30 protein-coding genes and 1 pseudogene are annotated in these 24980 nt (G+C 68.6%); 3 read left to right on the top strand and 28 right to left on the bottom strand.

Annotation, left to right across the window (positions count from 1 at the left end; all coding sequences use genetic code 11):
• Positions 1 to 778 precede the first annotated feature (778 nt).
• Positions 779 to 3049, top strand: coding sequence for an acyltransferase family protein (locus ABD655_RS04060; RefSeq protein WP_344711798.1), 2271 nt, complete (start codon positions 779 to 781; stop codon positions 3047 to 3049).
• 1026 nt (positions 3050 to 4075) lie between these two features.
• On the opposite strand, the gene ABD655_RS04055 is transcribed toward ABD655_RS04060, so the two are convergent.
• Complete coding sequence (locus ABD655_RS04055; RefSeq protein WP_344711796.1) at positions 4076 to 5101, bottom strand: GNAT family N-acetyltransferase; 1026 nt, start codon at positions 5099 to 5101, stop codon at positions 4076 to 4078.
• Between the two features lie 219 nt (positions 5102 to 5320).
• On the opposite strand from ABD655_RS04055, the gene ABD655_RS04050 reads away from it, so the two are divergent.
• A protein-coding gene (locus ABD655_RS04050; RefSeq protein ID WP_344711794.1) for an IS3 family transposase occupies positions 5321 to 6594 on the top strand; the annotation gives its coding sequence in 2 pieces (ribosomal slippage) (positions 5321 to 5591 and positions 5591 to 6594; 1275 coding nt in all).
• 28 nt (positions 6595 to 6622) lie between these two features.
• On the opposite strand, the pseudogene ABD655_RS04045 reads toward ABD655_RS04050, so the two are convergent.
• Positions 6623 to 7775, bottom strand: a pseudogene (locus ABD655_RS04045) (IS481 family transposase); the annotation flags it as partial.
• 994 nt (positions 7776 to 8769) lie between these two features.
• Between ABD655_RS04045 and ABD655_RS04040 the strand changes: the two are divergent.
• Positions 8770 to 9732: a hypothetical protein gene (locus tag ABD655_RS04040; protein WP_344711792.1), complete on the top strand. Its 963-nt coding sequence runs from the start codon at positions 8770 to 8772 to the stop codon at positions 9730 to 9732.
• Between the two features lie 393 nt (positions 9733 to 10125).
• Here ABD655_RS04040 and rplQ read toward each other — a convergent pair whose 3' ends face one another.
• From rplQ to rplB, 26 genes are all read right to left on the bottom strand, one after another.
• Positions 10126 to 10704, bottom strand: a complete 579-nt coding sequence (rplQ, locus tag ABD655_RS04035; protein WP_344711791.1) for a 50S ribosomal protein L17 — start codon at positions 10702 to 10704, stop codon at positions 10126 to 10128.
• Positions 10705 to 10743: 39 nt separating this feature from the next.
• Positions 10744 to 11733 carry a DNA-directed RNA polymerase subunit alpha gene (locus tag ABD655_RS04030; RefSeq protein ID WP_344711790.1) on the bottom strand — a complete coding sequence of 330 codons (990 nt, stop codon included), beginning with the start codon at positions 11731 to 11733 and terminating at the stop codon, positions 10744 to 10746.
• 182 nt (positions 11734 to 11915) lie between these two features.
• Positions 11916 to 12314, bottom strand: a complete 399-nt coding sequence (rpsK, locus tag ABD655_RS04025) for a 30S ribosomal protein S11 (protein WP_344711788.1) — start codon at positions 12312 to 12314, stop codon at positions 11916 to 11918.
• A gap of 37 nt (positions 12315 to 12351) precedes the next feature.
• Positions 12352 to 12726 (bottom strand): 30S ribosomal protein S13, encoded by a 375-nt coding sequence (rpsM, locus tag ABD655_RS04020; RefSeq protein WP_344711786.1) that lies wholly within the window; start codon positions 12724 to 12726, stop codon positions 12352 to 12354.
• 269 nt (positions 12727 to 12995) lie between these two features.
• Complete coding sequence (gene rpmJ, locus ABD655_RS04015; protein ID WP_036275999.1) at positions 12996 to 13112, bottom strand: 50S ribosomal protein L36; 117 nt, start codon at positions 13110 to 13112, stop codon at positions 12996 to 12998.
• Positions 13113 to 13203: 91 nt separating this feature from the next.
• Positions 13204 to 13425: a translation initiation factor IF-1 gene (infA, locus tag ABD655_RS04010; RefSeq protein WP_017201569.1), complete on the bottom strand. Its 222-nt coding sequence runs from the start codon at positions 13423 to 13425 to the stop codon at positions 13204 to 13206.
• A gap of 164 nt (positions 13426 to 13589) precedes the next feature.
• The gene (locus ABD655_RS04005) at positions 13590 to 14282 is read right to left on the bottom strand and encodes a DsbA family protein (protein ID WP_344711783.1); all 693 of its coding nucleotides are present in this window, start codon (positions 14280 to 14282) and stop codon (positions 13590 to 13592) included.
• Between the two features lie 10 nt (positions 14283 to 14292).
• Entirely contained in the window at positions 14293 to 15138 is an 846-nt protein-coding gene (gene map / locus ABD655_RS04000) for a type I methionyl aminopeptidase (protein ID WP_378720987.1), read from the bottom strand.
• Positions 15139 to 15150: 12 nt separating this feature from the next.
• Positions 15151 to 15759, bottom strand: a complete 609-nt coding sequence (locus tag ABD655_RS03995) for an adenylate kinase (protein WP_344711781.1) — start codon at positions 15757 to 15759, stop codon at positions 15151 to 15153.
• Positions 15756 to 17078 carry a preprotein translocase subunit SecY gene (gene secY / locus ABD655_RS03990; RefSeq protein WP_344711779.1) on the bottom strand — a complete coding sequence of 441 codons (1323 nt, stop codon included), beginning with the start codon at positions 17076 to 17078 and terminating at the stop codon, positions 15756 to 15758. The genes ABD655_RS03995 and secY overlap by 4 nt, the downstream gene beginning before the upstream one ends.
• Before the next feature lie 101 nt (positions 17079 to 17179).
• On the bottom strand, positions 17180 to 17827 hold the full coding sequence (gene rplO / locus ABD655_RS03985) for a 50S ribosomal protein L15 (protein ID WP_344711778.1): 648 nt from the start codon (positions 17825 to 17827) through the stop codon (positions 17180 to 17182).
• Positions 17827 to 18012 carry a 50S ribosomal protein L30 gene (gene rpmD, locus ABD655_RS03980; protein WP_039402995.1) on the bottom strand — a complete coding sequence of 62 codons (186 nt, stop codon included), beginning with the start codon at positions 18010 to 18012 and terminating at the stop codon, positions 17827 to 17829. Before rpmD ends, rplO begins: the two co-directional genes overlap by 1 nt.
• Positions 18012 to 18734, bottom strand: a complete 723-nt coding sequence (gene rpsE, locus ABD655_RS03975) for a 30S ribosomal protein S5 (RefSeq protein ID WP_378720986.1) — start codon at positions 18732 to 18734, stop codon at positions 18012 to 18014. Before rpsE ends, rpmD begins: the two co-directional genes overlap by 1 nt.
• The gene (gene rplR, locus ABD655_RS03970; RefSeq protein WP_344711776.1) at positions 18731 to 19090 is read right to left on the bottom strand and encodes a 50S ribosomal protein L18; all 360 of its coding nucleotides are present in this window, start codon (positions 19088 to 19090) and stop codon (positions 18731 to 18733) included. Before rplR ends, rpsE begins: the two co-directional genes overlap by 4 nt.
• Before the next feature lie 3 nt (positions 19091 to 19093).
• The gene (rplF, locus tag ABD655_RS03965) at positions 19094 to 19630 is read right to left on the bottom strand and encodes a 50S ribosomal protein L6 (RefSeq protein WP_344711774.1); all 537 of its coding nucleotides are present in this window, start codon (positions 19628 to 19630) and stop codon (positions 19094 to 19096) included.
• Between the two features lie 6 nt (positions 19631 to 19636).
• Positions 19637 to 20035, bottom strand: a complete 399-nt coding sequence (gene rpsH, locus ABD655_RS03960) for a 30S ribosomal protein S8 (protein WP_344711772.1) — start codon at positions 20033 to 20035, stop codon at positions 19637 to 19639.
• Between the two features lie 124 nt (positions 20036 to 20159).
• The gene (gene rplE, locus ABD655_RS03955) at positions 20160 to 20750 is read right to left on the bottom strand and encodes a 50S ribosomal protein L5 (protein WP_344711770.1); all 591 of its coding nucleotides are present in this window, start codon (positions 20748 to 20750) and stop codon (positions 20160 to 20162) included.
• On the bottom strand, positions 20750 to 21109 hold the full coding sequence (gene rplX, locus ABD655_RS03950) for a 50S ribosomal protein L24 (RefSeq protein ID WP_344711768.1): 360 nt from the start codon (positions 21107 to 21109) through the stop codon (positions 20750 to 20752). The genes rplE and rplX overlap by 1 nt, the downstream gene beginning before the upstream one ends.
• 2 nt (positions 21110 to 21111) lie before the next feature.
• Positions 21112 to 21480 carry a 50S ribosomal protein L14 gene (gene rplN / locus ABD655_RS03945; protein WP_344711766.1) on the bottom strand — a complete coding sequence of 123 codons (369 nt, stop codon included), beginning with the start codon at positions 21478 to 21480 and terminating at the stop codon, positions 21112 to 21114.
• Positions 21481 to 21513: 33 nt separating this feature from the next.
• Entirely contained in the window at positions 21514 to 21816 is a 303-nt protein-coding gene (gene rpsQ, locus ABD655_RS03940) for a 30S ribosomal protein S17 (protein WP_344715659.1), read from the bottom strand.
• Positions 21817 to 21917: 101 nt separating this feature from the next.
• On the bottom strand, positions 21918 to 22232 hold the full coding sequence (gene rpmC, locus ABD655_RS03935; protein WP_344711764.1) for a 50S ribosomal protein L29: 315 nt from the start codon (positions 22230 to 22232) through the stop codon (positions 21918 to 21920).
• Positions 22232 to 22651: a 50S ribosomal protein L16 gene (gene rplP, locus ABD655_RS03930; RefSeq protein ID WP_344711762.1), complete on the bottom strand. Its 420-nt coding sequence runs from the start codon at positions 22649 to 22651 to the stop codon at positions 22232 to 22234. Before rplP ends, rpmC begins: the two co-directional genes overlap by 1 nt.
• Positions 22651 to 23412, bottom strand: coding sequence for a 30S ribosomal protein S3 (gene rpsC, locus ABD655_RS03925; RefSeq protein WP_257501493.1), 762 nt, complete (start codon positions 23410 to 23412; stop codon positions 22651 to 22653). The genes rplP and rpsC overlap by 1 nt, the downstream gene beginning before the upstream one ends.
• Positions 23412 to 23825 (bottom strand): 50S ribosomal protein L22, encoded by a 414-nt coding sequence (gene rplV / locus ABD655_RS03920; RefSeq protein ID WP_344711758.1) that lies wholly within the window; start codon positions 23823 to 23825, stop codon positions 23412 to 23414. Before rplV ends, rpsC begins: the two co-directional genes overlap by 1 nt.
• Positions 23826 to 23845: 20 nt before the next feature.
• Positions 23846 to 24127 carry a 30S ribosomal protein S19 gene (rpsS, locus tag ABD655_RS03915; protein ID WP_091703661.1) on the bottom strand — a complete coding sequence of 94 codons (282 nt, stop codon included), beginning with the start codon at positions 24125 to 24127 and terminating at the stop codon, positions 23846 to 23848.
• 12 nt (positions 24128 to 24139) lie between these two features.
• Complete coding sequence (gene rplB, locus ABD655_RS03910; RefSeq protein ID WP_344711757.1) at positions 24140 to 24979, bottom strand: 50S ribosomal protein L2; 840 nt, start codon at positions 24977 to 24979, stop codon at positions 24140 to 24142.
• Position 24980: the final 1 nt, after the last annotated feature.

Below are 24980 nucleotides of genomic sequence, written 5' to 3'. Positions count from 1 at the left end.
GGTTGCTGGCCTTGGGCTCGCGGCCCGCGCTTGGACTCCTGGCCCGCGCACGAACACGCGCCGCGAGCCCCAACCCGGGCCGGGAGCCGGACCGACCGGTGGCCTCCGGCTCGCGGGCTCACTTCGTGCTCGCGGCCCGCCCTTGGACCCTCCGCGGTCCCCGCTGACTCGCCTCCTGCCAGCGGCCCGCGCTTGCACTCGCGGCCCGGGCACGAACACGCGCCGCGAAGATGAACGCGGGCCGGCAGCCGGACCGACCGGTGGCCTCCCGTTCACGGCGCGCCCTCGGCATCCGGGTCAGCCCGCTGACCCGCGTCACGCTCGCCGCCCGCGCGCGGGCTGACTTCGTGCTCGCGGCCCGCCCGCGGACCCTCGGCACTCCCCGTTGACTCGCCCCCTGCTCGCGGCCCACCCCTGCACTCCCGGCCCGCGCACGAACACGCGCCGCGAGCCCCAACTCGGTCCGGGAGCCGGACCGACCGGTGGCCTTATCCGTGCGGCGCGCTGGCTCGCTCGCGGCCCGCCCTTGCGCTCCCGGCCCGCGAACACGACACCCGCTGCGATCCCGAACACGCGCCGCGAGCCCAACTCGCGACACCCGCGAAGCCCCAACACCCACCGCGTCCCCGAACACGCGCCGCGAGCCCAACCTGCGACACCCGCGCCACCCGCGCCAACCCGCGCCACCAACGACGCCCCGCGACCACCCACCCAAGCGCGCCGCCCAAGCCGCACCGCGGGGGCCTTTTAGACTGGGGGCTGCCATCTCTGGAAGTTGATGACCTCGAACACCCCTCCTCGCCCCCCAGCCCGTTACGCCGGCCTCGACGGCATGCGCGCGATCGCCGTGACCCTCGTGGTCACGTACCACCTGTTCCCCTCGTCGTGGGTGCGAGGCGGGTTCGTCGGCGTCGATGTGTTCTTCGTGATCAGCGGCTTCCTCATCACGTCGCTGCTGCTGCGGGAGCACACCGCGACCGGACGCATCGGCCTGCTCGCGTTCTGGCAGCGCCGCGCGCGGCGCCTGATTCCGGCGCTGGTCGCGGTCGTCACCGTCTGCGCGACCGGCGCGTGGTTCGTCGGCGGTGACGTCCTCGTGCGGCTCGGCGAGCAGGTGCTCGGCGCGGCGACCTTCAGCTACAACTGGGTGTCGATCGCCGAAGGGACCGGATACTTCTCCGCCGCCACACCCAAACTGTTCCGCAACTTCTGGTCACTCGCCGTCGAGGAGCAGTTCTACGTGCTGTGGCCCCTGCTGCTGCCGCTGTTCCTGCTGCTCCCCCGGTCATGGGGGCGCGCGGCGGCCGTGCTGGCGTTGGCCGCGGCATCCGCTGTCTGGATGGGCGTGGTCGTCTCGTCGGGCACCGACGTGACCCGCGCGTACTTCGGCACCGACACCCACGCGTTCGGCATCCTGCTCGGCATCGCGCTGGCGTTCCTGCTCGAGCGGATGCTGTGCCGGGCGCGCGCCGGTTCGGCGGGCGTTGTCGCAGGCGGGGCTGCCGGCGTTGCCGCCGGTAGGGCGAACGCTGCCGCAGGCGGAGCTGCCGACGTTGCCGCCGGATCGGCGGGCGTTGCCGCAGGCGGGGCTGCCGCCGTTGCCGCCGGTTCGGCAAGCGTTGCCGCAGCCGGGGCTGCCGGCGTTGCCGGCGGCAGGGCGAACGCTGCCGCCGGCGGGGCTGCCGGCGTTGCCGCCGGTAGGGCGAACGTTGCCGCGGGCCGGACTGCGACGGTTGCTGCCGGTTCGGCAAGCGTTGCCGCGGGCGAGACCGCGGGCGGGACCCCGGGTGCGCCATCCGCGCCGGCCTCTCGCCGTCTGCGGATCGCAACCGCAGTCGCGGGCGGCGCCGCCCTCGCCGGGCTCGTCGCGCTCGCGATGCTGCCGCCGACGTTCACGCCGGTGACTTTTCCGGGCGTGGTCGCAGCTGCCAGCATCCTGAGCGGGATCGCCATCGTCGCCGGGGTGTGGCCGGGCTCGGTCTTCGGGCCCGCGATCGACGTGCGGCCGCTGCGGTGGATCGGCGACCGCTCGTACGGCATCTATCTGTGGCACTGGCCGCTGCTCGTGCTGCTGGTCGCGGGCATTCAGCACACCAGTCCGGATGCCGGTGTCCCGGTGTGGCTGGGCGGCATCGCGCTCGCGCTGACACTCGTCGCGGCGGAGCTGTCGTACCGGCTTCTCGAGACGCCGGTGCGGCGCTACGGTTTCCGCGGGTCGATCGTCCGGGTGAGCCGCCGCCTGCTCGGCTCGCCCGCGGCACGTGTGCGCGCGATCGCCGGGGTGACGATGGGTGTGCTGCTGCTCGGCGGAACCTCGGCCGCGATCGCCGCAGCGCCGGACGACTCGTCGGCGCAGTACGCCGTCCGGGCCGGGCTGCAGGCGCTCGACGCGGCCGGGGCTCCGGGGACTGGCGAGCCGGCGGGGCCGGTGGGCCCTTCGGCGCCGGCGGTGTCCGCGGATGACGCGATGCCGGTGCCCTCCCCCACTCCGGTCACGGGCGACCAGATCACCGCGGTGGGCGACTCGGTGATGCTCGCCTCCGGTGCGGGGCTGCTCGAGCGGTTCCCCGGGATCGCCGTGGATGCGGCGGTGTCGCGGTCCACGTGGGCAGGTCCCGGCATCCTGCAGGCCCTGTCCGACACCGGCCAGCTGCGGCCGTACGTCGTCGTCGCGCTCGGAACCAACGGGCCGCTGAACGCCGAGGCGATGGAGCAGATGGCACAGATCGTCGGCCCCGACCGCGGCCTCGTGCTCGTGAACGCGTTCGCGCCGCGCGAGTGGATCCCCGGCGTCAACGCGGAACTCGCGGCGTTCGCGGCATCCCGCCCCGGCGTCTTCGTCGCGGACTGGTCGAGCGCGATCGCCGGTCGCACCGAGTTGCTGGCCGGGGATCAGATCCACCCCGGGGATGCCGGCGCCCGCGTCTTCGCCGACACCGTCGCCACCGCGGTGGAGCACGCCGAGCAAGCGCGGGCCAACGCCGCGTACCAGGTCGAGATGCGCGCGTACCGGCGGCTGCACCACAGCGAGGCGCGGGTGCCGGAGTAGCGGGTGGGGCGTGGCTGCGGGTGGCGTGGCTGCGGGTGGGGCGTGGCTGCGGGTGTCGGGTTGCCCGCGCGCGTGGCTTGCGGCCCGCGCTTCGTGGCTCGCCCGCGCTTCGTGGCTCGCCCGCGCCGTGGACCGCCCGCGCTTGGTGGCCGGCCCGCATCCGCTCGCGGCCCGCGCTTCCGCTCCCGGCCCGCGCTTGAGCACTCGCCGCGACACGAAACACGTGCCGCGACGCGGAGCCCCGCCCCGAGCCCCGCGCCCGCGGGTCCCCGCCAGCCCCGTCGCGGCCACGCCCCCGCGCCCATCCCAGCAACGCGCCCGCATCCGCTCCCGGCCCGCGCTTCGGCTCCCGGCCCGCGCTTCGGCTCGCGGCCCGCGCTACGGCTCCCGGCCCGCGCTTGAACACCCGCCGCGACACGAAACACGTGCCGCGACGCTGACGCCTGCCCGAGCCCTATGCCTGCGGCTCCCCGCCAGCCCCGTCGCGGCCACGCCCCCGCGCCCATCCCAGCAACGCGGCCGCATCCGCTCGCGGCCCGTGCATACGCTCGCGGCCCGCGGTTCCGCTCCCGGCCCGCGCTTGAACACCCGCCGCGACACGAAACACGTGCCGCGACGCCGAAGCCTGCCCCGAGCCCCGTGCCCGCGTCGCTCGCGGCGCGCGCTTCGCGTGCCGGCCCGTGTTCAAGTACCCGCCGCGATACGAACTGCATGCCGCGAGCGGTCTGACCGTCGCGGGGCCCCGTGCGTCAAGCCCCACCGCACCTCCGGCCCCGCGCCGGCCCGCGGCCCGCGCCGAGCCTCGCGGCCCACGCTCCCGCTCCCGGCCCACGCCGAGCCTCGCGGCCCACGCTCCCGCTCCCGGCCCGCGCTCCACCTCGCGGCCCACGCTCCCGCTCCCGGCCCGCGCTCCACCTCGTGGCCCGCGGCAAAGGGCCTGCCCGCGACACGAAGCACCCGCCACAACACGAAACACGTGCCGCGACGCCGGCCCACCCGCCCACGAGCCCGAACGAACGCCGGACCCTAGAACCGCCGCACCAGCGCCTGCTGCCGCTGCGTCGGCCGGAACCCCAGCCGCTCGTACAGCCGGTTCGCGCCGGTCTTGCTCGCGGTGTCGACGTCGAGCACGGCCTGCTCGAGCCCGGCAGCCTTCGCCGCCTGAAGCGTCCGCGCGATGACCGCCGGCGCCAGGCCACGGCCGCGGGAGTCCCGCACCACCCCGATCAGATCGATATAGGTATTCGGGGCGCCGAGAGCTGCCCAGTCCTCCTCGTTGACCGACGCCATGCAGAACGCCACGACGCGACCGTCCACGAGCGCGAGGGTCGACAGGTCAGGACGCAGGAACGGTCCGTCCACGAACTGCCCCCACCGTTCCGGCGTGCTGGGCAGGCTCCCCCAGTGGTCGCGGAACGCGTCGTTGCGAGCAGCGAGGACAGCGCCCGAACGGTCGGCCGTGTACGCGATCAGCTCGACCCCGTCCGCGGCTGGCGGCTCCTCGATCGGATCCGCCAGGTCGCGCTGCATCGACGTGAACCAGCGTTCGGTGCGCAGGCCGAGCCGCTCGCCGAGGGTTGCGGCATCCGTGTTGCCCTCATCGACGTATTGGTAGATCGCCGCCTCCGCCGTCGACCCCGTGTCGGCGAGCAGCTCGATCGCGCGCGCGTAGAGCCACCCGATCAGCTCGGTGCCGATGCCCTTGCGACGCCAGTCCGGATGGACCGTGCCCTGCAAGTACGCGTGGAGCTCGGCATCCTGAGTCGGGTGCACCATCGCCCACCCCATCGCCACGACCGCACCGTCGGGCGCGATGGCAAGCAGCGTGTCGCGTGCGGCGTCGACGTGCGAGAGCTCGAATATGTCGGCGATCTCCTCGCGCGGCGTCACCCAGGTGGGGTGGTCCACCCGATCGGATGCCGCCACCGCAGCATGCACGGCATCGATGTCGTCCACGGTGGCCGGGCGGAACACGACATCCGGATGCTGCGGCTGGACCGGCGGTGCGGCGTTTAGCCGCTCGGACAGGGGCGGGGTCGCCGACTCACTCACGCCCGCAAGCGTACCCGCCGCGGCGCGGCGCACGGCGCGGGGCGGTCGCGGGGGGGCGGAGTGGCGCGTGCGCTCCGCTGTGATGAGTCGCGACATAGGAGACATCTGAGTCGCGACATAGGAGACATCAAGAAAGAGAGCCCGGCCATCGGCCGGGCTCTCTGAACCGTCCCCGGTTTGATGCCGTTTCCTTTCGAGTCTGGAAGGAAGATGTTGATCATGCCGAAGAGGATTCCGGAGGAGACGAAGCAGCGAGCGATCCGGCTTGTGCTCGATCACCTCGATGAGTACCCGAACCTGACGACTGCGTGCGAGGCGGTTTCGGCGAGGCTCGGGTTCGGGGCTGAGTCGCTGCGCCGCTGGGTGCGGCAGGCGCAGATCGACGGGGGCGAGCGCCAGGGGGTGTCCTCGAGTGAGTCGGAGCGGATGCGTCGGCTCGAGCGGGAGAACCGTGAGTTGCGTGAGGCGAACGCGATTCTGCGGGACGCGGCGGTTTTCTTCGCCGGGGAACTCGACCCCCGACGCCGTTGATCCTCGCGTTCATCGAGGATCAACGCGCCAAAGGCCGCTCGGTCGGGTCGATCTGCAAGGTTCTGCGGGAGCAGGGCGTGCCGGTCGCCGAGCGGACCTATCGGGCATGGAAACGCGCCCAGCCCAGCAACCGGGACCTCGCGGACGCGGTCATCATCGACGCGATCCGAGCCGCCCGGGTGAACGCGAAGGGCGAGCTGACGCCGGAGTCGATGTATGGGCGACGGAAGATGACCGCGCTGCTGCGCCGGCAAGACCTCGCCGTGTCGAAGCGGCAAGTTGACCGACTGATGCGACAGCTGCAGATCAACGGCCTCGTGCGGGGCAAGGGCGTGCGGACCACCATCCCGGACCGTAACGCCGCGAGGGCGCCTGACCTACTGGACCGCGATTTCACCGCCGCCGCGCCGAACCGGCAGTGGGTCGCTGACTTCACGTATGTGCGGACGTGGGCCGGGTTCGTCTATGTGTCGTTCGTGATCGACTGCTACTCGAGGGCGGTCGTCGGCTGGCATGCCGCGACCGTGAAGACGACACCGCTGGTGACCACCGCGCTGCGGATGGGACTGTGGCGCCGTGACCGTGCCGGGCACGGAGTGAAGGACGGGCTGATCCATCACAGCGACGCCGGCTCACAGTTCACGAGCGTGTCGTTCGCCGAGACGCTCGCCCTCGAGGGCATCGCCGCGTCGATCGGATCGATCGGTGACGCATACGACAACGCCCTGGCCGAATCGACCATCGGGCTGTTCAAGAACGAGGCGATCCGCGACGGCTCCCCGTTCCGATCCGGGCCGCTGCGCACGATCGACGACGTCGAATGGGTCACCACCGACTGGGTCGACTGGTACAACGCGAGACGCCTGCACTCGACCATCGGAGACGTCCCGCCCGAAGAGCTCGAGGCCGCGTACTACGCTGACCTCGAAACGCCATCCCATCCGGTGATGGAACCCGCATAGGAGCGGCACAGAACCGGGGACGGTTCACTCTTTCGTTGTTTCGCCAGTAGGTTTTGGCGGGGTTGATGGTGTTGGTCGCGAGGATTTCGCCGGTGTCGAGGTGGATGACGGTGACGGTGTGTTCGTCGGCGATGAGGATGCAGCGTTTGCCGCGGTGGGCGGTGCCGATGCCGAGGTGGTGCATGCGGGCGGCGCGGCGGAAGCTGATCTTCCCGTTGCTGCCGACGTGGTCGTAGCGGATTCGGTAGTGGCCGGCGTCGGGGCGTGTTCCGGCGGGTGTGGCTTTGGGTGAGGCTGTGTAGGCGGACGCGGGGGTGAGGCCGTTTCGGGCGCGGTGCGGGCGGGCGGTGTTGTAGTGGTCGCGGAATGCGTTGAGTTGGGCTTGCAGCTCGGGGATCGTGGTGGCGTGGGGGCGGGCGGTGAGCCAGCGTTTCAGGGTCTGGTGGAATCTTTCGACCTTCCCTTGGGTTTGCGGGTGGTTCGGGGCGCCGTTCTTCTGCACGATGTTCAGCGCGGCGAGGACGTATTCGAACTCGTTGCGTGCGCCGGAGTGGCGGGCGGTGTAGACGCGGCCGTTATCGGTGAGGGTGGAGGCGGGCGGGCCGTAGGCGTCGATGGTGGACAGGAAGGTGTCGACAACGTGTCTGCCGGTGACGGGCTGGTGGGCGGTGCAGCTGAGCAGCATGCGGGAGTGGTCATCGAGCCAGTTCAGGATCTCCACGTCGCTGCCGTCGTGAAGGCGCCAGTGGGTGAAGTCGGACTGCCAGGTCTCGTTGGGTTGGGCGGCTTCGAAGCGGATGTAGGACGATGTGGGTCGCTTGCGTGGCTCTGGGATGATCAGTCCGGCCGTGTGCAGGATCCGGCGGATCGTGGAGATCGATGGTGCGCGCAGTCCTTCCTGGGTGAGGTGCCACGCGATCGTGACGGGGCCGGCGTCGGTCCCGGCCGCGGTCAACGCCTGGCGCAACTGCACGACCCGATCCCTGACCTGATCGGTGGTCGCGTGCGGGCTCGAGCGGCGCCCGAGAGCGCGGCTCGAGCCCGTCGAGTCCGCCGCGCCGGTAGCGGGCAAGGAGCTTGTGCAGATACTGGCGGCTCAGCCCGTACTCGGCAGCCGCCGCGCTCACGCTCAGCTGCCCGGCGACGATCTTCAACACCACGACCCGATGCTTCGACGACATGCCCGAGTGTGTCGCCTATGACCCGACTCACGTGTCGCCGATCACCTGTCGCCTATGTCGTGAACCCACACAGCGCGTGCGCTCCGCACCGCTCGCGGCCCGCGCTTCACCTCGGGGCCCGCACTCCAACACGGGCCGCGACACCGAACGCGTGCCGCGAGCCGCGCGTCGACGAGCCTGCCCCGCCGCACGGCGAGCGGCGCCTCGCGGGCGCCGCACCGATCGCGGCCCGCGTTCGTGAGCGTCGCACGAGCCCCTGCCCGCCGACCGCGAGGGGCGCGACGCGATACCCGCGGTGGACCCGCATCCTCGCGGCCCGCGCTTTACCTCGCGGCCTGCACTCCAACACGGGCCGCGACATTAAACCCATGCCGCGAGCCGCGCGTCGACCCGAGCCTGGCCCGCCGCACAGCGAGCGGCGCCTCGCGGGCGCCGTACCGCTCGCGGCCCGCGCTCCGCCTCGCGGCCCGCGCACCAAGACGGGCCGCGACACCGAACGCGTGCCGCGGCCGTGAGCGTCGCCCGAGCCCCTGCCCGCCGACCGCGAAGAGCACCACGCGATCCCCACGGTGGACCGGCATGCTCGCGGCCCGCGCTCCGCCTCGCGGCCCGCACTCCAACACGCGCCGCGACACCGAACCCATGCCGCGAACCCCGAAGCATCGACCCGAGCCTGGCCCGCCGCACGGCGAGCAGCGCCTCGCGGTCGCGGCAGCGCTGGCGGCCCGCGCTCCGCCTCGCGGCCCACACTCCAACACGCGCCGCGACACCAAACGCACGCCGCGACACGAAACGCATGCCGCGAGCCCCGCGTCCGCCCGCCTGCCGCCCCGGTCACGTGCCACCCCGCCGCCGCGATCGCACGCACCCGGCCGCGAACCACCCCGGCCGAGACCGCCCGGCCGACTCCTCCCCCGCTGCCGCGTTCTCGCTCGACTGCACAGATCCGCCGCAGACACCCATCGCCCTCGGCGCGCGCGCCCATGCTCGAGGCGTGAACCTCTCCGACGACCGCGTCGCGAACGGCGTGAATGTGGCGCAGGCCCGGGGTCGCGGCATCCTGTTCCATGGCGACCTGCTCGAAAGCGGACTGTCGGCGACATCGATCCACGGTCTCGTCGCTCGCGGCGGGCTCGTCCGGCTCCGGCGGGGTGCGTATGCGAGATCGGATGCCGCGGCCGACGCTGACGCTCGACACCGACTGTTCGTGCAGGCGTGCATGGCGCTCGGTGACGCGGAACGCATCGCGTCGCATTGGTCGGCGGCCGCGATGCACATGCTGCCGCTGATCGGCGCATGGCCGTCGAAGCTTCACGTGACCGACCCGGCGGCCGCAGGCGGAAGCAGCTCGGCAAAGGTGATGCGGCACCGAGCCCGGTCCGACGTCGACACCGGCGTGATCGACGGCGTTCGCACCACCAGCCTGTCGCGCACCGTCGTGGACATGTGCCGCGTCCTTCCGTTCGCGTCGGCCGCCGCCATGGTGGACGAAGGGCTGCGCCGCGGATTGACGATCGCCAGGCTGCTGGAAGAGCTCGATCGCGCCCGCGTCAGGTACGGGCACCGCGCCGCCGCGAAGGCCATCGAGTTCGGGGATGCGCGAGCGGCGAACGCCGGCGAATCGCTGTCGCGAGCGAGAATCCACGAGCTGGGCTACGCAGCACCGGACCTGCAGGTGACATTCACGGATCTGCGCGGCCGCCGATCCGACGTCGACTTCTTCTGGACGGGTGTGCGCAAGATCGGCGAGTTCGACGGCATCCATAAGTACACGCGCGGCGAGTACACCAAAGGCCTGCCTCCCGCGGACGTGGTCGTGCGGGAGAAGGAGCGCGAGGACGCGCTTCGGCCGCTGGTCAACTCGTTCGACAGGTGGGTGTGGGACGACGCCATCTCGCTAGGGCGATTCGATCGTTTTCTGCGCGACCGCGGCGCGCCGAGGGCCGTGGGTCGCTGACCGCTTAGCCGTCGGCGCGACTCTCGCTGCCCGCCCTCACGCTCCCGGCACGCCTACGTACACCCGCCGCGAGCGACAAGACGGGCCGCGACAGATCCGCGCCCCTCGCGCGGGGCGCACCGCACCGACCGTCGGTGACTGCAGCAGCGCCGCGCGGCGGCAGGCGGTCGGCGACCGAGGAGGCGCCGCGGCTCTCGCGGCCCGCCCTCGCGCTCCCGGCACGCCTACGAGCACCGGCCGCGAGCGTCAAGACGGGCCGCGACACATCGACACGCACGCACGCACGCACGCACCCCCGCACCCCCGCACCCCACACACCGGATGCCGCGCCCCAACGCAGTGAGACCCGCGTGCCCGAAAGGGCACGCGGGTCTCACTGGCAGAGCTGAAGTGCTAGGCCTTCTCAGCAGCCTCGGCGGTGACCGCGGCTTCTTCGGCGGCTTCGTCGTCCGCGGCGATCTCGACCGCGGCGTCCGCGGCCTCGTCAGCCTCGGCGACCGTCTCGTCGGCCGAAGCCTCGGCGACCGTCTCGTCGGCCGAAGCCGAAGCGTCGTCCGAACCGGCGGCCGAAGCGGCAGCAGCCGTCTTCTTGGCGCTCTTCGGCTTCGGGTTCACCGGCTCGAGGACGAGCTCGATGACAGCCATCGGAGCGTTGTCGCCCTTACGGTTGCCGACCTTCGTGATGCGGGTGTAGCCGCCCTCACGGTCGGCGACCAGCGGTGCGACCTCGGTGAACAGGACGTGCACGACTTCCTTGTCACCGATGACGGACAGCACGCGACGACGCGCGTGCAGGTCGCCGCGCTTGGCGAACGTGACCAGTCGCTCGGCGAACGGACGCAGGCGCTTGGCCTTGGTCTCGGTCGTCTTGATCGACTTGTGCGTGAACAGGGCCGCGGCGAGGTTCGCCAGCATGAGGCGCTCGTGTGCGGGTCCGCCTCCGAGGCGGGGTCCCTTCGTGGGCTTAGGCATTCTTCATTACTCCAGGATCAGATTCGGGGATACCGGGACTCAGACGGTTTCGTCGTCGTAGCCGCCGTAGAAGTGTGCACCGTCGAACCCGGGGACCGAGTCCTTCAGCGTCAGACCGAGCGAGACGAGCTTGTCGCGCACCTCGTCGACCGACTTCTGACCGAAGTTGCGGATGTTCATCAGCTGCGTCTCCGACAGGGCGACGAGCTCGCTGACCGTGTTGATGCCCTCACGCTTGAGGCAGTTGTACGACCGGACCGACAGATCGAGGTCCTCGATCGGCATGGACAGTTCGTTCGACAGGACGGTCTCGACCGGCGCGGGGCCGATCTCGATGCCCTCGGCCTCGACGTTCAGCTCGCGCGCCAGACCGAACAGCTCGGTCAGGGTGCGACCGGCCGAGGCGACGGCGTCACGCGGAGCCATCGAGTTCTTCGTCTCGACGTCCAGCACGAGCTTGTCGAAGTCAGTGCGCTCGCCGGCGCGGGTGGCGTCGACGCGGTAGCTGACCTTCAGCACGGGCGAGTAGATCGAGTCGATGGGGATCTGCCCCGACTCGGCGTACTCGTTGCGGTTCTGGGTCGCCGAGACGTAGCCGCGGCCACGCTCGATCGTGAGCTCGAGCTCGAACTTCGCGGTGTCGTTCAGGGTCGCGATGACCAGCTCGGGGTTGTGGACCTCGACACCGGCCGGAGCCGAGATGTCAGCGGCCGTGACCTCGCCGGCACCCGTCTTGCGCAGGTACGCGGTGATGGGCTCGTCGCGCTCGCTCGAGACGACGAGCTGCTTGATGTTCAGGATGATCTCGGTGACGTCTTCCTTCACACCGGGGATCGTGCTGAATTCGTGCTGGACGCCGTCCAGACGGATGCTGGTGACAGCCGCGCCGGGGATCGACGAGAGCAGGCTGCGACGCAGCGCGTTGCCGATCGTGTAACCGAAACCGGGTTCCAGGGGCTCGATGATGAACCGGCTGCGGAACTCCCCGATCTTCTCCTCGGTCAGTGTCGGACGCTGTGCAATAAGCACTATGTGTTCCTTTCGGCTAAGTGCCCGCTATTTGACACTTGCAGTGATGAGTTGTGTTGAGTTTTTCTCGAGGATGCCGTGAACCACGTGCCCCGGCATCCGTGTCGTGATACGGCCGCTGCGCGGCCTGCTCGACAACCGTTTCGGGCTGGGGAGCAGACCGCGCGCGGCGCGAAGGAATCTCAGACGCGGCGGCGCTTGGGCGGGCGGCAGCCGTTGTGCGCCTGCGGCGTCACATCGTTGATCGAACCCACCTCGAGGCCAGCGGCCTGAAGCGAACGGATGGCGGTCTCGCGGCCGGAGCCGGGACCCTTCACGAAGACATCGACCTTCTTGACGCCGTGCTCCTGAGCCTGGCGGGCAGCCGATTCGGCGGCCAGACCAGCGGCATAGGGAGTCGACTTGCGCGAGCCCTTGAAGCCCACGCCGCCCGAGGAGGCCCAGCTGATGACAGCGCCGGTCGGGTCGGTGATCGAGACGATCGTGTTGTTGAACGTCGACTTGATGTGGGCGTGGCCCAGTGCGATGTTCTTCTTTTCCTTGCGACGCGGCTTGCGCGCGGCGGTCTTAGGTGCAGCCATGTGCGATTCTCCTGAATCCTGATGCGCAGGCGGCGGCCTAGCGCGCCTTCTTCTTGCCGGCGACGGTGCGCTTGGGGCCCTTGCGGGTACGGGCGTTGGTCTTCGTGCGCTGACCGTGCACGGGCAGGCCGCGACGGTGGCGGATGCCCTGGTACGAGCCGATCTCCACCTTGCGGCGGATGTCGGCGGCCACCTCGCGACGGAGGTCACCCTCCACCTTGTAGTTGCCTTCGATGTGGTCGCGGAGCTGGATCAGCTGCTCGTCGGTCAGGTCCTTGACGCGGACGTCCGGGCTGATCTCGGTCGCCGAGAGGATGTCCTTCGACCGGTTGGGGCCTACTCCGTAGATGTAGGTGAGGGCGATCACCACGCGCTTATCGCGCGGGATGTCAACGCCGGCAAGACGTGCCATGCGGTTTCTCCTGGGAGTGTGGTGGAGGTGTGGAGCAGGATCGGTGCCCGGGCCTCCAGCCCGAGGTGTCGCCCCTCACGGGGTTTCTGATCCTGCCTATGTACCCGGTGGTCGAGCAGCCGGCGAAGCCGGCGTATCGAGACCCGGGGGTCCTGCGTATGGAGTTGTGAGGTCTTCGGGAGGTTTCGATACGCGCCGCCTGCGGCAGCGCTACTCAACCTTGACCCGAGTCGCATCAGCGCGGCTTCGCCGCGGTGATCCGACTCGCGTCAACCCTGACGCTGCTTGTGGCGGGGGTTCGACTTGCAGATGACCATGACGACGCCGTGACGGCGGATCACCTTGCAGTGATCGCACATGGGCTTGACGCTGGGACTTACCTTCATGATTTTTCCTGTTCGCTGTCTTCGTACCCGTACGGCGGCGCGGCTCGGTTGGTGAGCCTGTCGACGCGTGGGCCGTTACTTCTCGACCGGTCTAGCGGTAGCGGTAAACGATTCGGCCGCGGGTCAGGTCGTAGGGGCTGAGCTCTACGACCACGCGGTCCTCCGGGATGATGCGGATGTAGTTCTGCCGCATCTTGCCCGAGATCGTGGCGAGGACCTTGTGTCCGTTGCTCAACTCAACGCGGAACATCGCATTGGGAAGCGCCTCGGAGATCACGCCCTCGATCTCGATGACACCGTCTTTCTTCGCCATACACTCGCTAACGCCGTGCAGACTGGTCGGTCTGCGTTTGGGTGGGATTTGGTGCGTGGACACGCCGATGAAGGCGCAACGCACCAAGGATCAATCATACGTGATAAAAGGACCGCTCGGCAACTTCGGACGCCGGATGCCGCACCCGCGGCATCCGCGAACCCCTACTCGAACAGCGTGCCGAGCTGCGCGGGCTGCGGCAGCGTCGAGTTCGCGATCACCGCACCGTTGACGGCGATCGTGGGCGTGCCGATGCCGGCGGCGCCCGGGGCGACCGGCGTCTTCTCGGTCATCGCCGCGACATAGGTCGCGAACTCGCCCTCGTTCACGCAGGAGTCGATCCCGGATACGCCGACGCTCGAGGCGACCTGCAGGATCTGCGCGTCGGTGAGCCCCGCGGTCCCCTCGGCGGGCTGGTTCGCGAACAGCGCCTGCATGAACGGCACCGACAGCTCGGGCTGGGTCAGGGCGACGCAGTACATCGCGTTCGCCGCACGCGTCGAATACTGGGTGCCCTGCGACTGGCGGTCCAGGATCGAGATCGGGTGGATGTTGAGGGTGATCGTGCCGTCGGCGACCAGGGCCTGAATGGCCTCGCCGTAGAGCTGCTCGAATTGATTGCAGACCGGGCACATGAAGTCGATGTAGGTGTCCAGGGTCTGCTCTCCGCTGCCGACCGCGATCGCGCCGGTCTCGGCGTTGACGCTCGGTGCCACCGGGGTGACGGTCGGACCGGCATCCGGCGCGGAATTGTTGTTCAGCTGGATGACGATCACCGAGATGACCACCAGGACCACGACGACGGCAGCGGTCACTCCGATCGCGAACCAGTTCGTCTTGCGCGCGGGAGCAGCCATTGCGTTGTTCCTATCCGATCTCGCGGGGTGTGACTCCGAACGGCGCCAGTCCGGCGGCGCCGCCATCGGGTGCGGTCAGCACCCAGATTCCTCCATCATGCACCGCGACGCTATGTTCCCAGTGGGAGCCGGCGGTGCCGTCCAGGGTCGACACGGTCCAGTCATCGTCCTCGACGAAGGTGGCCTGATCGCCGATGACGACCATCGGCTCGATCGCGACCGCGAGTCCGGGTCGCACCTCGGGGCCGGGGTCGGGGACGCGGTAGTTGAACACCGACGGGGCCTCATGCATCTTGCGGCCGATGCCGTGCCCGACATATTCGCGCAGGATGCCGTAGCCGTGCCCGGACGCGTCGATGTAGTCCTGCACCGCGGTGCCGACCTCGCCGAGGTTGCGGGCGCCGGCCAGCGCCGCGATGCCCGCCCAGAGCGACCCCTCGGTCACCCGCGACAGCTCTTCGCGCGCCGCGACGATCTCGGGCCGCGACGGGTCCGGCACGACGAACGTGATCGCCGAATCGCCGTTCCAGCCGCGGTACTCGGCTCCGGCATCGATCGAGATGATGTCACCGGGCTCGAGCGCACGCCCGGACGGGATGCCGTGCACCACCTGCTCGTTCACCGACGTGCAGATCGTGTGCCGGTATCCGCGCACCATCTGGAAGTTGGACTTCGCGCCTCGCGCGGTGATGACAGCGGATGCCGCGGCATCCAGTTCCAGGGTGGTGACACCCGGCGCGACCAGGGCACGGACGGCATCCAGCGCCGCCGCGGTGATCAGGCCGGGCTCGATCATCGCCTGCAGCTGAGCGGTCGACTTGTAGATCGACCGACGGCCGGGCAGAGACGGAGTCACGAGCGGCGCACGTCAGGCAGCGGCGGAGCGCATCAGGCCGCGCTGCTCGAGCGCGGCGATGACCCGGGCGGTGATCTCATCGAGGGTGCCGACGCCGTCGATCTCGTCGACGACTCCCCGCTCGCGGTAGACGTCGAGGATCGGCGCCGTCTCGCGCTCGTAGATGGCGAGACGGTTCGCGATGATCTGCTCGGTGTCGTCGTTGCGCCCCTGCTCCTGCGCCCGCACCGTGAGTCGCTCGATGCTCTCCTCGCGGGGAACGACGAGCTCGATCACGGCGTCCAGCTCTTCGCCGCGACCGCCGAGGAACTCGTCCAGGTCGCCGACCTGGCCGATGTTGCGCGGGTAGCCGTCCAGCAGGAACCCGTGCGCGGCGTCGGCCTGCGCGAGGCGATCGCGCACCACGGCGGTGGTCAGCTCATCCGGGACGAGGTTTCCCGCCTGGATGATCTCGGTGACCTGCGTGCCCAGCTCCGAACCGCTCGCGATCGCGGCGCGGAACATGTCGCCGGTCGAGATCGCCGGGATGCCGAAGGCTTCGGCGATGCGGACGCCCTGGGTCCCCTTGCCGGAGCCCTGGGGTCCGACGATGAGCAGACGTGCTCCCTGTGCCGCGGTCATCGGAGCAGCCCTTCGTAGTGTCGCTGCTGCAGCTGAGCATCGATCTGCTTGACGGTCTCAAGACCCACGCCGACGATGATCAGGATCGATGCGCCACCGAACGGGAAGTTCTGGTTGGCGCCGACCGCCGCAAGGGCGATCAACGGCAGCAGGGCGATGAAGCCCAGGTACAGCGAGCCCGGCAGGGTGATGCGGGTCAGCACGTAGTCGAGGTACTCGGCGGTCGGACGACCGGCACGGATGCCGGGGATGAAGCCGCCGTACTTCTTCATGTTGTCGGCGACCTCGACCGGGTTGAACGTGATCGCGACGTAGAAGTACGTGAAGCCGACGATGAGCAGGAAGTACACCAGCATGTACAGCGGGCTGTCACCGGTGGTGAGGTACTGCGCGATCCACGCGACCCAGGCCGGTGCTTCCTGACCGACCTGCGGCTGGTTGAACTGCGCGATCAGAGCAGGGATGTACAGCAGCGACGAGGCGAAGATGACGGGCACGACGCCGGCCATGTTCACCTTGATGGGGATGTACGTGTTCGTTCCGCCGTAGGTGCGGCGACCGACCATGCGCTTGGCGTACTGCACCGGGATGCGCCGCTGCGACTGTTCGACGAACACCACCAGCGCGACGACCAGGATGCCGACGGCCAGGACGAGCAGGAACACCTCGAAGCCGCGCGACTGGGCGATGCCCCACATCGAGGCGGGGAAGGCCGCGGCGATCGAGACGAAGATCAGCAGGGACATGCCGTTGCCGATGCCGCGCTCGGTGACCAGCTCGGCGAACCACATGATGAGGCCGGTGCCGGCGGTCATCGTGACGATCATCAGCAGCTGCGCCCACCACACGTCATTGGTGAGGAGCTGCTCGCACTCGGGAACACCGGTGGAACCGAACAGCTGCCCGCTGCGGGCGACCGTGACCAGCGTCGTGGACTGCAGCAGTGCGAGCGCGATCGTGAGGTAGCGCGTGTACTGGGTCAGACGGGACTGACCGGCCGCGCCCTCTTTGTACAGCGTCTCGAAGTGCGGGATCACGACGCGCAGCAGCTGCACGATGATCGTCGCCGTGATGTACGGCATGACGCCGAGGGCGAAGATCGACAGCTGCAGCAGCGCGCCACCGGAGAACAGGTTGACCAGGGACAGCAGTCCCTCGGTGCCCGCGCTCTGCCGGAGGCAGGACTGCACGTTCGGGAAGTCCACGAACGGCGCCGGGATGTGCGCGCCGAAGCGATAGAGGGCGATGATCGCCAGTGTGAATGCGATCTTCCGACGAAGGTCGGGTGTACGGAAGACCCGCGCGATGGCGCTGAACAAAAGGATGCCTCCAGAGGGGATGCCGACGCGCAACGGGGCGCATCAACCTCCAGGGTAACGCAGTGGGGGTCGGAGCTCGCTCCGACCCCCACCGGGTGTGACTACTTGACGGATCCGCCCGCCGCAACGATCTTCTGCTGCGCAGAACCCGAGACCTTGTCGACGGAAACCGTGAGCTTCACGTCGATGTCGCCGGCGCCGAGCACCTTGACCTTCTCGTTCTTGCGAACCGCACCCTTGGCGACCAGGTCGCCGATGGTGACGTCTCCACCCGAGGGGTAGAGCTCGGCCAGCTTCTCGAGGTTGACCACCTGGTACTCCACGCGGAACGGGTTCTTGAACCCGCGCAGCTTGGGAGTGCGCATGTGGAGGGGCATCTGCCCGCCCTCGAAGCCCACGCGCACGGTGTTGCGCGCCCGGGTGCCCTTGGTGCCGCGACCGGCGGTCTTGCCCTTGGAACCCTCACCGCGACCCACGCGGGTCTTTGCGGTGTTGGCGCCGGGGACCGGACGCAGGTGGTGCACCTTCAGCACGCCGGGGCGGGATGCCGCGGCATCCGCCTTCGGCTTGCTCTTGGGGGCAGCCTTCGCAGCCGTGCCTGCCTTGTTGGAGGCGGCCGACTTCGCGGGCGCCTTCTTCTCGGCAGCGGGCTTGTCGGCCTTCGCCGCAGCAGCCTTCCTGGGAGCAGTCGCCTTGGGGGCCTTGGCCTCCGACGCGACGGCGTCCTTCTTCTCAGCCTTGTCTGCCATTAGTCGATCTCCTCAACCTTCACGAGGTGAGCAACGGTCTTGACGTAACCGCGCGTCTGCGCGTCGTCGGGACGGACGACCGAGTCGCCGATCCGCTTCAGACCGAGGCTGCGCAGCGTGTCACGCTGGTTCTGCTTCTCGCTCACCTTGGACTTTGTCTGTGTGACCTTCAGTCGGGCAGCCATCAGACACCTGCCTTCGCGGCCTCAGCGGCCTTGGCCTCGTTGCGGATCAGGATCGCCGGGGCGACCTGGTCGTAGTCGAGTCCACGGCGCGCGGCGACAGCACGCGGCTCTTCGAGCATCTTCAGAGCCTTGACGGTCGCGTGCACGATGTTGATCGTGTTCGACGAGCCGAGCGACTTCGAGAGGACATCGTGGATGCCGGCGCACTCGAGGACGGCGCGAACCGGACCACCGGCGATGACACCGGTACCGGCCGCGGCGGGGCGCAGCAGCACCACACCGGCGGCAGCCTCACCCTGGACGGGGTGCGGGATGGTCAGGCCGACGCGGGGAACGCGGAAGAAGTTGCGCTTGGCCTCTTCGACACCCTTCGAGATCGCGAGGGGAACCTCGCGAGCCTTCCCGTAGCCGACGCCGACGACGCCGTTTCCGTCGCCCACGACCACCAGGGCCGTGAAGCTGAAGCGACGACCGCCCTTGACGACCTTCGAGACGCGGTTGATGGTGACGACGCGCTCCAGGAACTGGCTCTTGTCGGAATCACGCGAACCACGGTCACGCTGGTTGGTGTTGCGCTCGCGGCCACCGCGGCGGGGCTCGCGCTCACGCTCGGGGGCAGCAGCAGCCACAGCCTCGGCCGCAGCGGGCGCCTCGGTCGCGGCGGCAGCGGGCGCCGTCTGATCGGCAGCAACTGCCACTTCGGTCTCCTTGTTATCACTCACAGGTTCAGTCCCCCTTCACGGGCGCCGTCGGCGATCGCCGCGACACGGCCCGCGTAGCGGTTGCCACCGCGGTCGAACACGACGTCCTCGACGCCGGCAGCCTTCGCGCGCTCGGCGACGAGCTCGCCGACCTTGCGGGCCTTGGCGGTCTTGTCACCGTCGAACGCACGCAGGTCCGTTTCGAGGGTGGATGCCGAGGCCACAGTGTGACCCTTCGCGTCGTCGACGACCTGGACGAACACGTGGCGTGCCGAACGGGTCACGACGAGGCGCGGACGCGCCTCGGTGCCGACGATCTTCTTGCGAAGGCGCGTGTGACGACGCGCGCGCGCCTGAGTCTTTGTCTTGACAGCCATGGTCTACTTACCACTCTTTCCGGCCTTGCGCCGGACAACTTCGCCGGCGTAGCGCACACCCTTGCCCTTGTAGGGCTCGGGCTTGCGAATCTTGCGGATGTTCGCAGCCGCCTCGCCGACGGCCTGCTTGTCGATGCCGCTCACGGTGACCTTGTTGTTGCCCTCGACCGTGAACGTGATCCCGGCGGGCGGTTCCACGAGCACAGGGTGCGAGAAGCCGAGTGCGAACTCGATCGAGCCGCCCTTCTGTGCCACGCGGTAACCGGTGCCGACGACTTCGAGGCCCTTTGTGTAGCCCTGGGTCACACCGATGATGTTGTTGCTGATGAGCGTGCGGGTCAGGCCGTGGAGCGAGCGTGATTCACGCTCTTCGTCGGGACGGGTGACGAGCACCTGTCCCTCTTCGACCTTGACCTCGATGGGGCGCGCGACGGTGAGCGCGAGCTCACCCTTCGGGCCCTTGACCGCGACATTCCGACCGTCGACCGTGATGGTCACGTCGGCGGGAATGTCGATCGGAAGACGTCCAATACGCGACATGTCAGATCACCACACGTAGGCGAGGACTTCCCCACCCACGCCCTTCTGCTCAGCCTGGCGGTCCGTGAGGAGACCGGAGGAGGTGGACAGGATGGCGACGCCGAGGCCACCGAGAACCGTGGGGATCTCGGTCGAACGCGCGTAGACACGCAGGCCGGGCTTGGAGACGCGCTTGATGCCGACGATCGACCGCTCGCGGTTCGGGCCGTACTTGAGCGTCAGCGTGAGGGTCTGTCCGACGCGAGCGTCTTCGACGTTCCACTCGCCGATGTAGCCCTCGCGCTTGAGGATCTCGGCGATGTTGGTCTTGAGCTTGGAGCTGGGCAGCGACACGGAATCGTGGTGCGCCGAGTTCGCGTTGCGCAGACGGGTCAGCATGTCTGCGACCGGGTCTGTCATTGTCATGTGTTTGTTTCCTTCGTTCACCAGGTTTCGTACGCCGTTACGCAGCGGCCGACCTGTGGTGTCCCGATGCACCCGCTGTGCGGGCTACTCGATGACCGGGGCCATCGAGCTCGAGGTGGATGGTTTATACCTGTGCGTCCTCGGCCCGGAACGGGAAGCCCAGTCCGCGAAGAAGCTCGCGACCCTCGGCATCCGTCTTCGCAGTGGTCACGACGGTGATGTCGAAACCGCGAACGCGGTCGATCCGGTCCTGGTCGATCTCGTGGAAGACCGACTGCTCCTGCACGCCGAACGTGTAGTTGCCGGTGCCGTCGAACTGCTTCGGCGACAGGCCACGGAAGTCGCGGATGCGGGGCAGCGCCAGCGACACGAGGCGGTCCAGGAACTCCCAGGCGCGGTCACCGCGCAGCGTGACGTGAGCGCCGATGGCCTGGCCCTCACGCAGCTTGAACTGGGCGATCGACTTGCGCGCCTTCGTCACGATCGGCTTCTGACCGGTGATCTTGGTCAGATCGTCGATCGCGCCGTCGATCACCTTGCTGTCGCGAGCTGCCTCGCCGACACCGGTGTTCACGACGACCTTGACGATCCGGGGGATCTGGTTGACGTTGACGTAGCCGAATTCCTTCTGCAGGGAAGGCGCGATCTCGCTGCGGTACTTCTGCTTCAGGCGCGGCTGGATCTTGCCAGCCGGCGCAGCAGTGCTGGTGCTCATCAGAGGTCCTTGCCTGAACTCTTCGCGTAGCGCACGCGGACGGTGCGCTTCACGCCGTCCTTCGTCTGCTCCTCGACCCGGTGACCGACGCGAGTCGGCTTCTTGGTCGAGGGGTCCACGAGTGCGACGTTGGAGATGTGGATGGGCGCCTCGAAGGTCTCGATGCCGCCCGTCTTGGTCCCGCGCTGGGTCTGACCCACGCGGGTGTGCTTGGTGACGTAGTTCACGCCCTGGACGATGACGCGGTTGCGCTCGGCAAGGACCTCGAGGACCTTGCCCTGCTTGCCGCGGTCTCCGCCACGCTCGGGCTTGGCGCCCGTGATGACCTGAACCAGGTCACCCTTCTTGATCTTCGCCATGACTAAATGACCTCCGGTGCGAGCGAGACGATCTTCATGAACTTCTTGTCACGAAGCTCGCGACCGACCGGTCCGAAGATACGGGTGCCGCGGGGCTCCCCGTCGTTCTTCAGGAGGACGGCGGCGTTCTCGTCGAACTTGATGTACGAGCCGTCGGGACGGCGCGTCTCCTTCTTGGTGCGGACGATGACGGCCTTGACCACATCGCCCTTCTTGACGTTGCCGCCGGGGATCGCGTCCTTGACCGTTGCGACGATGGTGTCACCGAGTCCGGCGTAGCGGCGCTTCGAGCCGCCGAGCACGCGGATGGTGAGCAGCTCTTTCGCGCCGGTGTTGTCGGCGACCTTGATGCGGGATTCCTGCTGAATCACTTGTTACTCCTTGGGTTCCAAGCAGGCCGAGGCCTACTTGGCCTTCTCGAGGATCTCGACCAGGCGCCAGCGCTTGGTGGCGCTGAGCGGACGGGTCTCGTTGATGACGACCAGGTCGCCGATGCCGGCGGAGTTCGCCTCGTCGTGAGCCTTGACCTTCGAGGTGCGACGGATGATCTTGCCGTAGAGAGGGTGCTTCACGCGGTCCTCGACCTCGACGACGATCGTCTTGTCCATCTTGTCGCTGACGACGTAGCCGCGGCGGGCCTTGCGGTAGCCACGGGCTTCGGCGTCACGGACGTCACGCTCGGACGACTCGTGTCCCTTGACCTGCACTTCGGCAAGCTCCGGCTCCACGACGGCGACGTCTGCCGCAGCAGCGGTCTTCTTGGGCGCAGCCTTCTTAGGCGCGGCGGGCTTCTTAGTGGTCTCAGCCATTACTCGGCCTCTTCCTTCACGGCCTCGTCGGCGGCGTCCGCCTTCTTGGCCTTCGTCTTCTTAGCCTTCGTCACCGTCTCCACGGGGGCGGGCGTGGCACGGATGCCGAGCTCGCGCTCACGGATGACGGTATAAAGCCGCGCAATGTCGCGCTTGACCGCACGGATGCGGCCGTGGCTGTCGAGCTGGCCGGTGGCCGACTGGAAGCGCAGGTTGAACAGCTCTTCCTTGGCCTTGCGCAGCTCCTCGACGAGGCGCTGGTCTTCGTACGTGTCGAGCTCGCTCGGAGCGAGCTGCTTGGTGCCGATCGCCATTACGCGTCGCCCTCCTCGCGCTTGATGATGCGTGCCTTCAGGGGCAGCTTGTGAATGGCACGGGTCAGTGCTTCGCGAGCGAGTTCCTCGCTGACACCGGCGACCTCGAAGAGGACGCGACCCGGCTTGACGTTCGCGACCCACCACTCCGGCGAACCCTTACCGGAACCCATGCGGGTTTCGGCCGGCTTCTTCGTGAGCGGACGGTCGGGGTAGATGTTGATCCACACCTTCCCGCCGCGCTTGATGTGACGCGTCATGGCGATACGAGCGGACTCGATCTGACGGTTGGTCACGTAAGCGGGCGTGAGGGCCTGGATGCCGTACTCGCCGAAGGACACCTTGGTGCCACCGGACGCCTGACCGGAACGGCCCGGGTGGTGCTGCTTGCGGAACTTGACCTTGCGGGGGATAAGCATCAGGCTGACGCTCCTTCTGCGACGGGGGCGTCGTTGCGCGGTGCACGGCGACGGTCGCCACCACGGTCGTCCCGACCACGGGGCGCCTTCGGTGCGTTGGCCTGCTCGCGAGCGAGTTCCTTGTTGGTGAGATCGCCCTTGTAGATCCAGACCTTCACGCCGATGCGGCCGAAGGTGGTCTTGGCCTCGTAGAAGCCGTAGTCGATGTTCGCGCGCAGCGTGTGCAGGGGCACACGACCTTCGCGGTAGAACTCCGAACGGCTCATCTCGGCGCCGCCGAGGCGGCCGGAGACCTGGATGCGGACACCCTTGGCACCGGCGCGCTGAGCACCCTGCAGACCCTTGCGCATCGCGCGGCGGAACGCCACACGAGCGGAAAGCTGCTCGGCGATGCCCTGCGCGACCAGCTGAGCGTCAGCCTCGGGGTTCTTGACCTCGAGGATGTTCAGCTGGATCTGCTTGCCGGTGAGCTTCTCGAGGTCGGTGCGAATGCGCTCGGCCTCGGCGCCGCGGCGGCCGATCACGATGCCCGGGCGGGCGGTGTGGATGTCGACGCGAACGCGGTCACGCGTGCGCTCGATCTCGATGCTGCTGACGCCGGCACGGTCGAGGTTCGACTGCAGCAGCTTCCGGATCTTGATGTCCTCGGCCACGTAGTCGGCGTAGCGCTGTCCGGGCTTCGTCGAGTCGGAGAACCAGCGCGACACGTGGTCGGTGGTGATGCCGAGGCGGAAGCCGTACGGGTTTACCTTCTGGCCCATTACTTGCTCGCCTTCTTCGTCTTGGTACCCGCGGTTGCCGAGCTTGTCGAAGCGTCGGCCACCTCCGGCGTAGAGAGCACGACCGTGATGTGGCTCGTGCGCTTCTTGATCTGGAACGCGCGACCCTGGGCGCGGGGGCGGAAACGCTTGAGCGTCGTCCCCTCGTCCACGTACGCGTTTGCCACGTACAGGTCCTGCTCGTCCAGGTATTCGGCATCCTTGTCGGCCTTGACCCGAGCGTTCGCGATCGCGGCTGCTACCAGCTTGGCGATCGGCTCGCTCGCGCTCTGCGGCGCGAACTTCAGGATGGCGAGTGCCTCCTGGGCCTGCTTGCCCTTGATGAGGGCGACGACACGACGAGCCTTCTGAGGGGTCACGCGGATGTGTCGCACACGTGCGATTGACTCCACCATTTCTCTACCTCCTCAGTCGCCTAGCGGCGACGGCCTTTCTTGTCGTCCTTCTCGTGGCCGCGGAAGGTGCGGGTGGGCGCGAATTCGCCCAGCTTGTGGCCGACCATGGTCTCGCTCACGAACACAGGGATGTGCTTGCGACCATCGTGGACGGCGATCGTGTGGCCGAGCATGGCCGGCACGATCATCGAACGACGTGACCAGGTCTTGATGACGTTCTTGGTTCCCGCTTCGTTCTGGACGACGACCTTGCGAAGCAAGTGCTCGTCGACGAAGGGGCCCTTCTTAAGACTGCGTGGCATCTTCCTCTACTCCTACTTGCGCTTCTTGCCGACGTTGCGACGACGGACGATGTACTTGTCGCTTTCCTTGTTGGCATGACGCGTGCGGCCTTCTTTCTGGCCCCACGGAGTCACGGGGTGACGTCCACCGGACGTCTTACCCTCACCACCACCATGCGGGTGGTCGACCGGGTTCATTGCGACACCGCGGACGGTCGGGCGGATGCCCTTCCAGCGGTTGCGGCCTGCCTTGCCCCAGTTGATGTTCGACTGCTCGGCGTTGCCGACCTCGCCGATCGTCGCGCGGCAGCGCACGTCGACGTTGCGGATCTCACCCGAGGGGAGACGCAGCTGGGCGTACGGGCCTTCCTTGGCGACCAGACGCACACCGACGCCGGCCGACCGTGCCATCTTCGCGCCGCCGCCGGGGCGGAGCTCGATGGCGTGGATGACCGTACCGGTCGGGATGTTGCGCAGCGGCAGGTTGTTGCCGGGCTTGATGTCCGCGGACGGACCCGACTCGACGACGTCACCCTGCGACAGCTTGTTCGGCGCGATGATGTAGCGCTTCTCGCCGTCTGCATAGTGCAGCAGCGCGATGCGGGCCGTGCGGTTGGGGTCGTACTCGATGTGAGCGACCTTCGCGTCGATGCCGTCCTTGTCGTTGCGACGGAAATCGATCACGCGGTACTGGCGCTTGTGGCCACCGCCGATGTGGCGGGTGGTGATGCGACCCTGGTTGTTGCGGCCACCGGTCTTGGACAGCGGGCGGAGGAGAGACTTCTCGGGCGTCGATCGGGTGATCTCAGCGAAGTCCGCCACCGACGAGCCGCGGCGACCGGGGGTCGTGGGCTTGTACTTGCGAATTGCCATG

It is taken from the genome of Microbacterium terregens (assembly GCF_039534975.1).
GTDB lineage: Bacteria > Actinomycetota > Actinomycetes > Actinomycetales > Microbacteriaceae > Microbacterium > Microbacterium terregens.
This window is presented reverse-complemented; position numbering and strand designations above follow the sequence as displayed.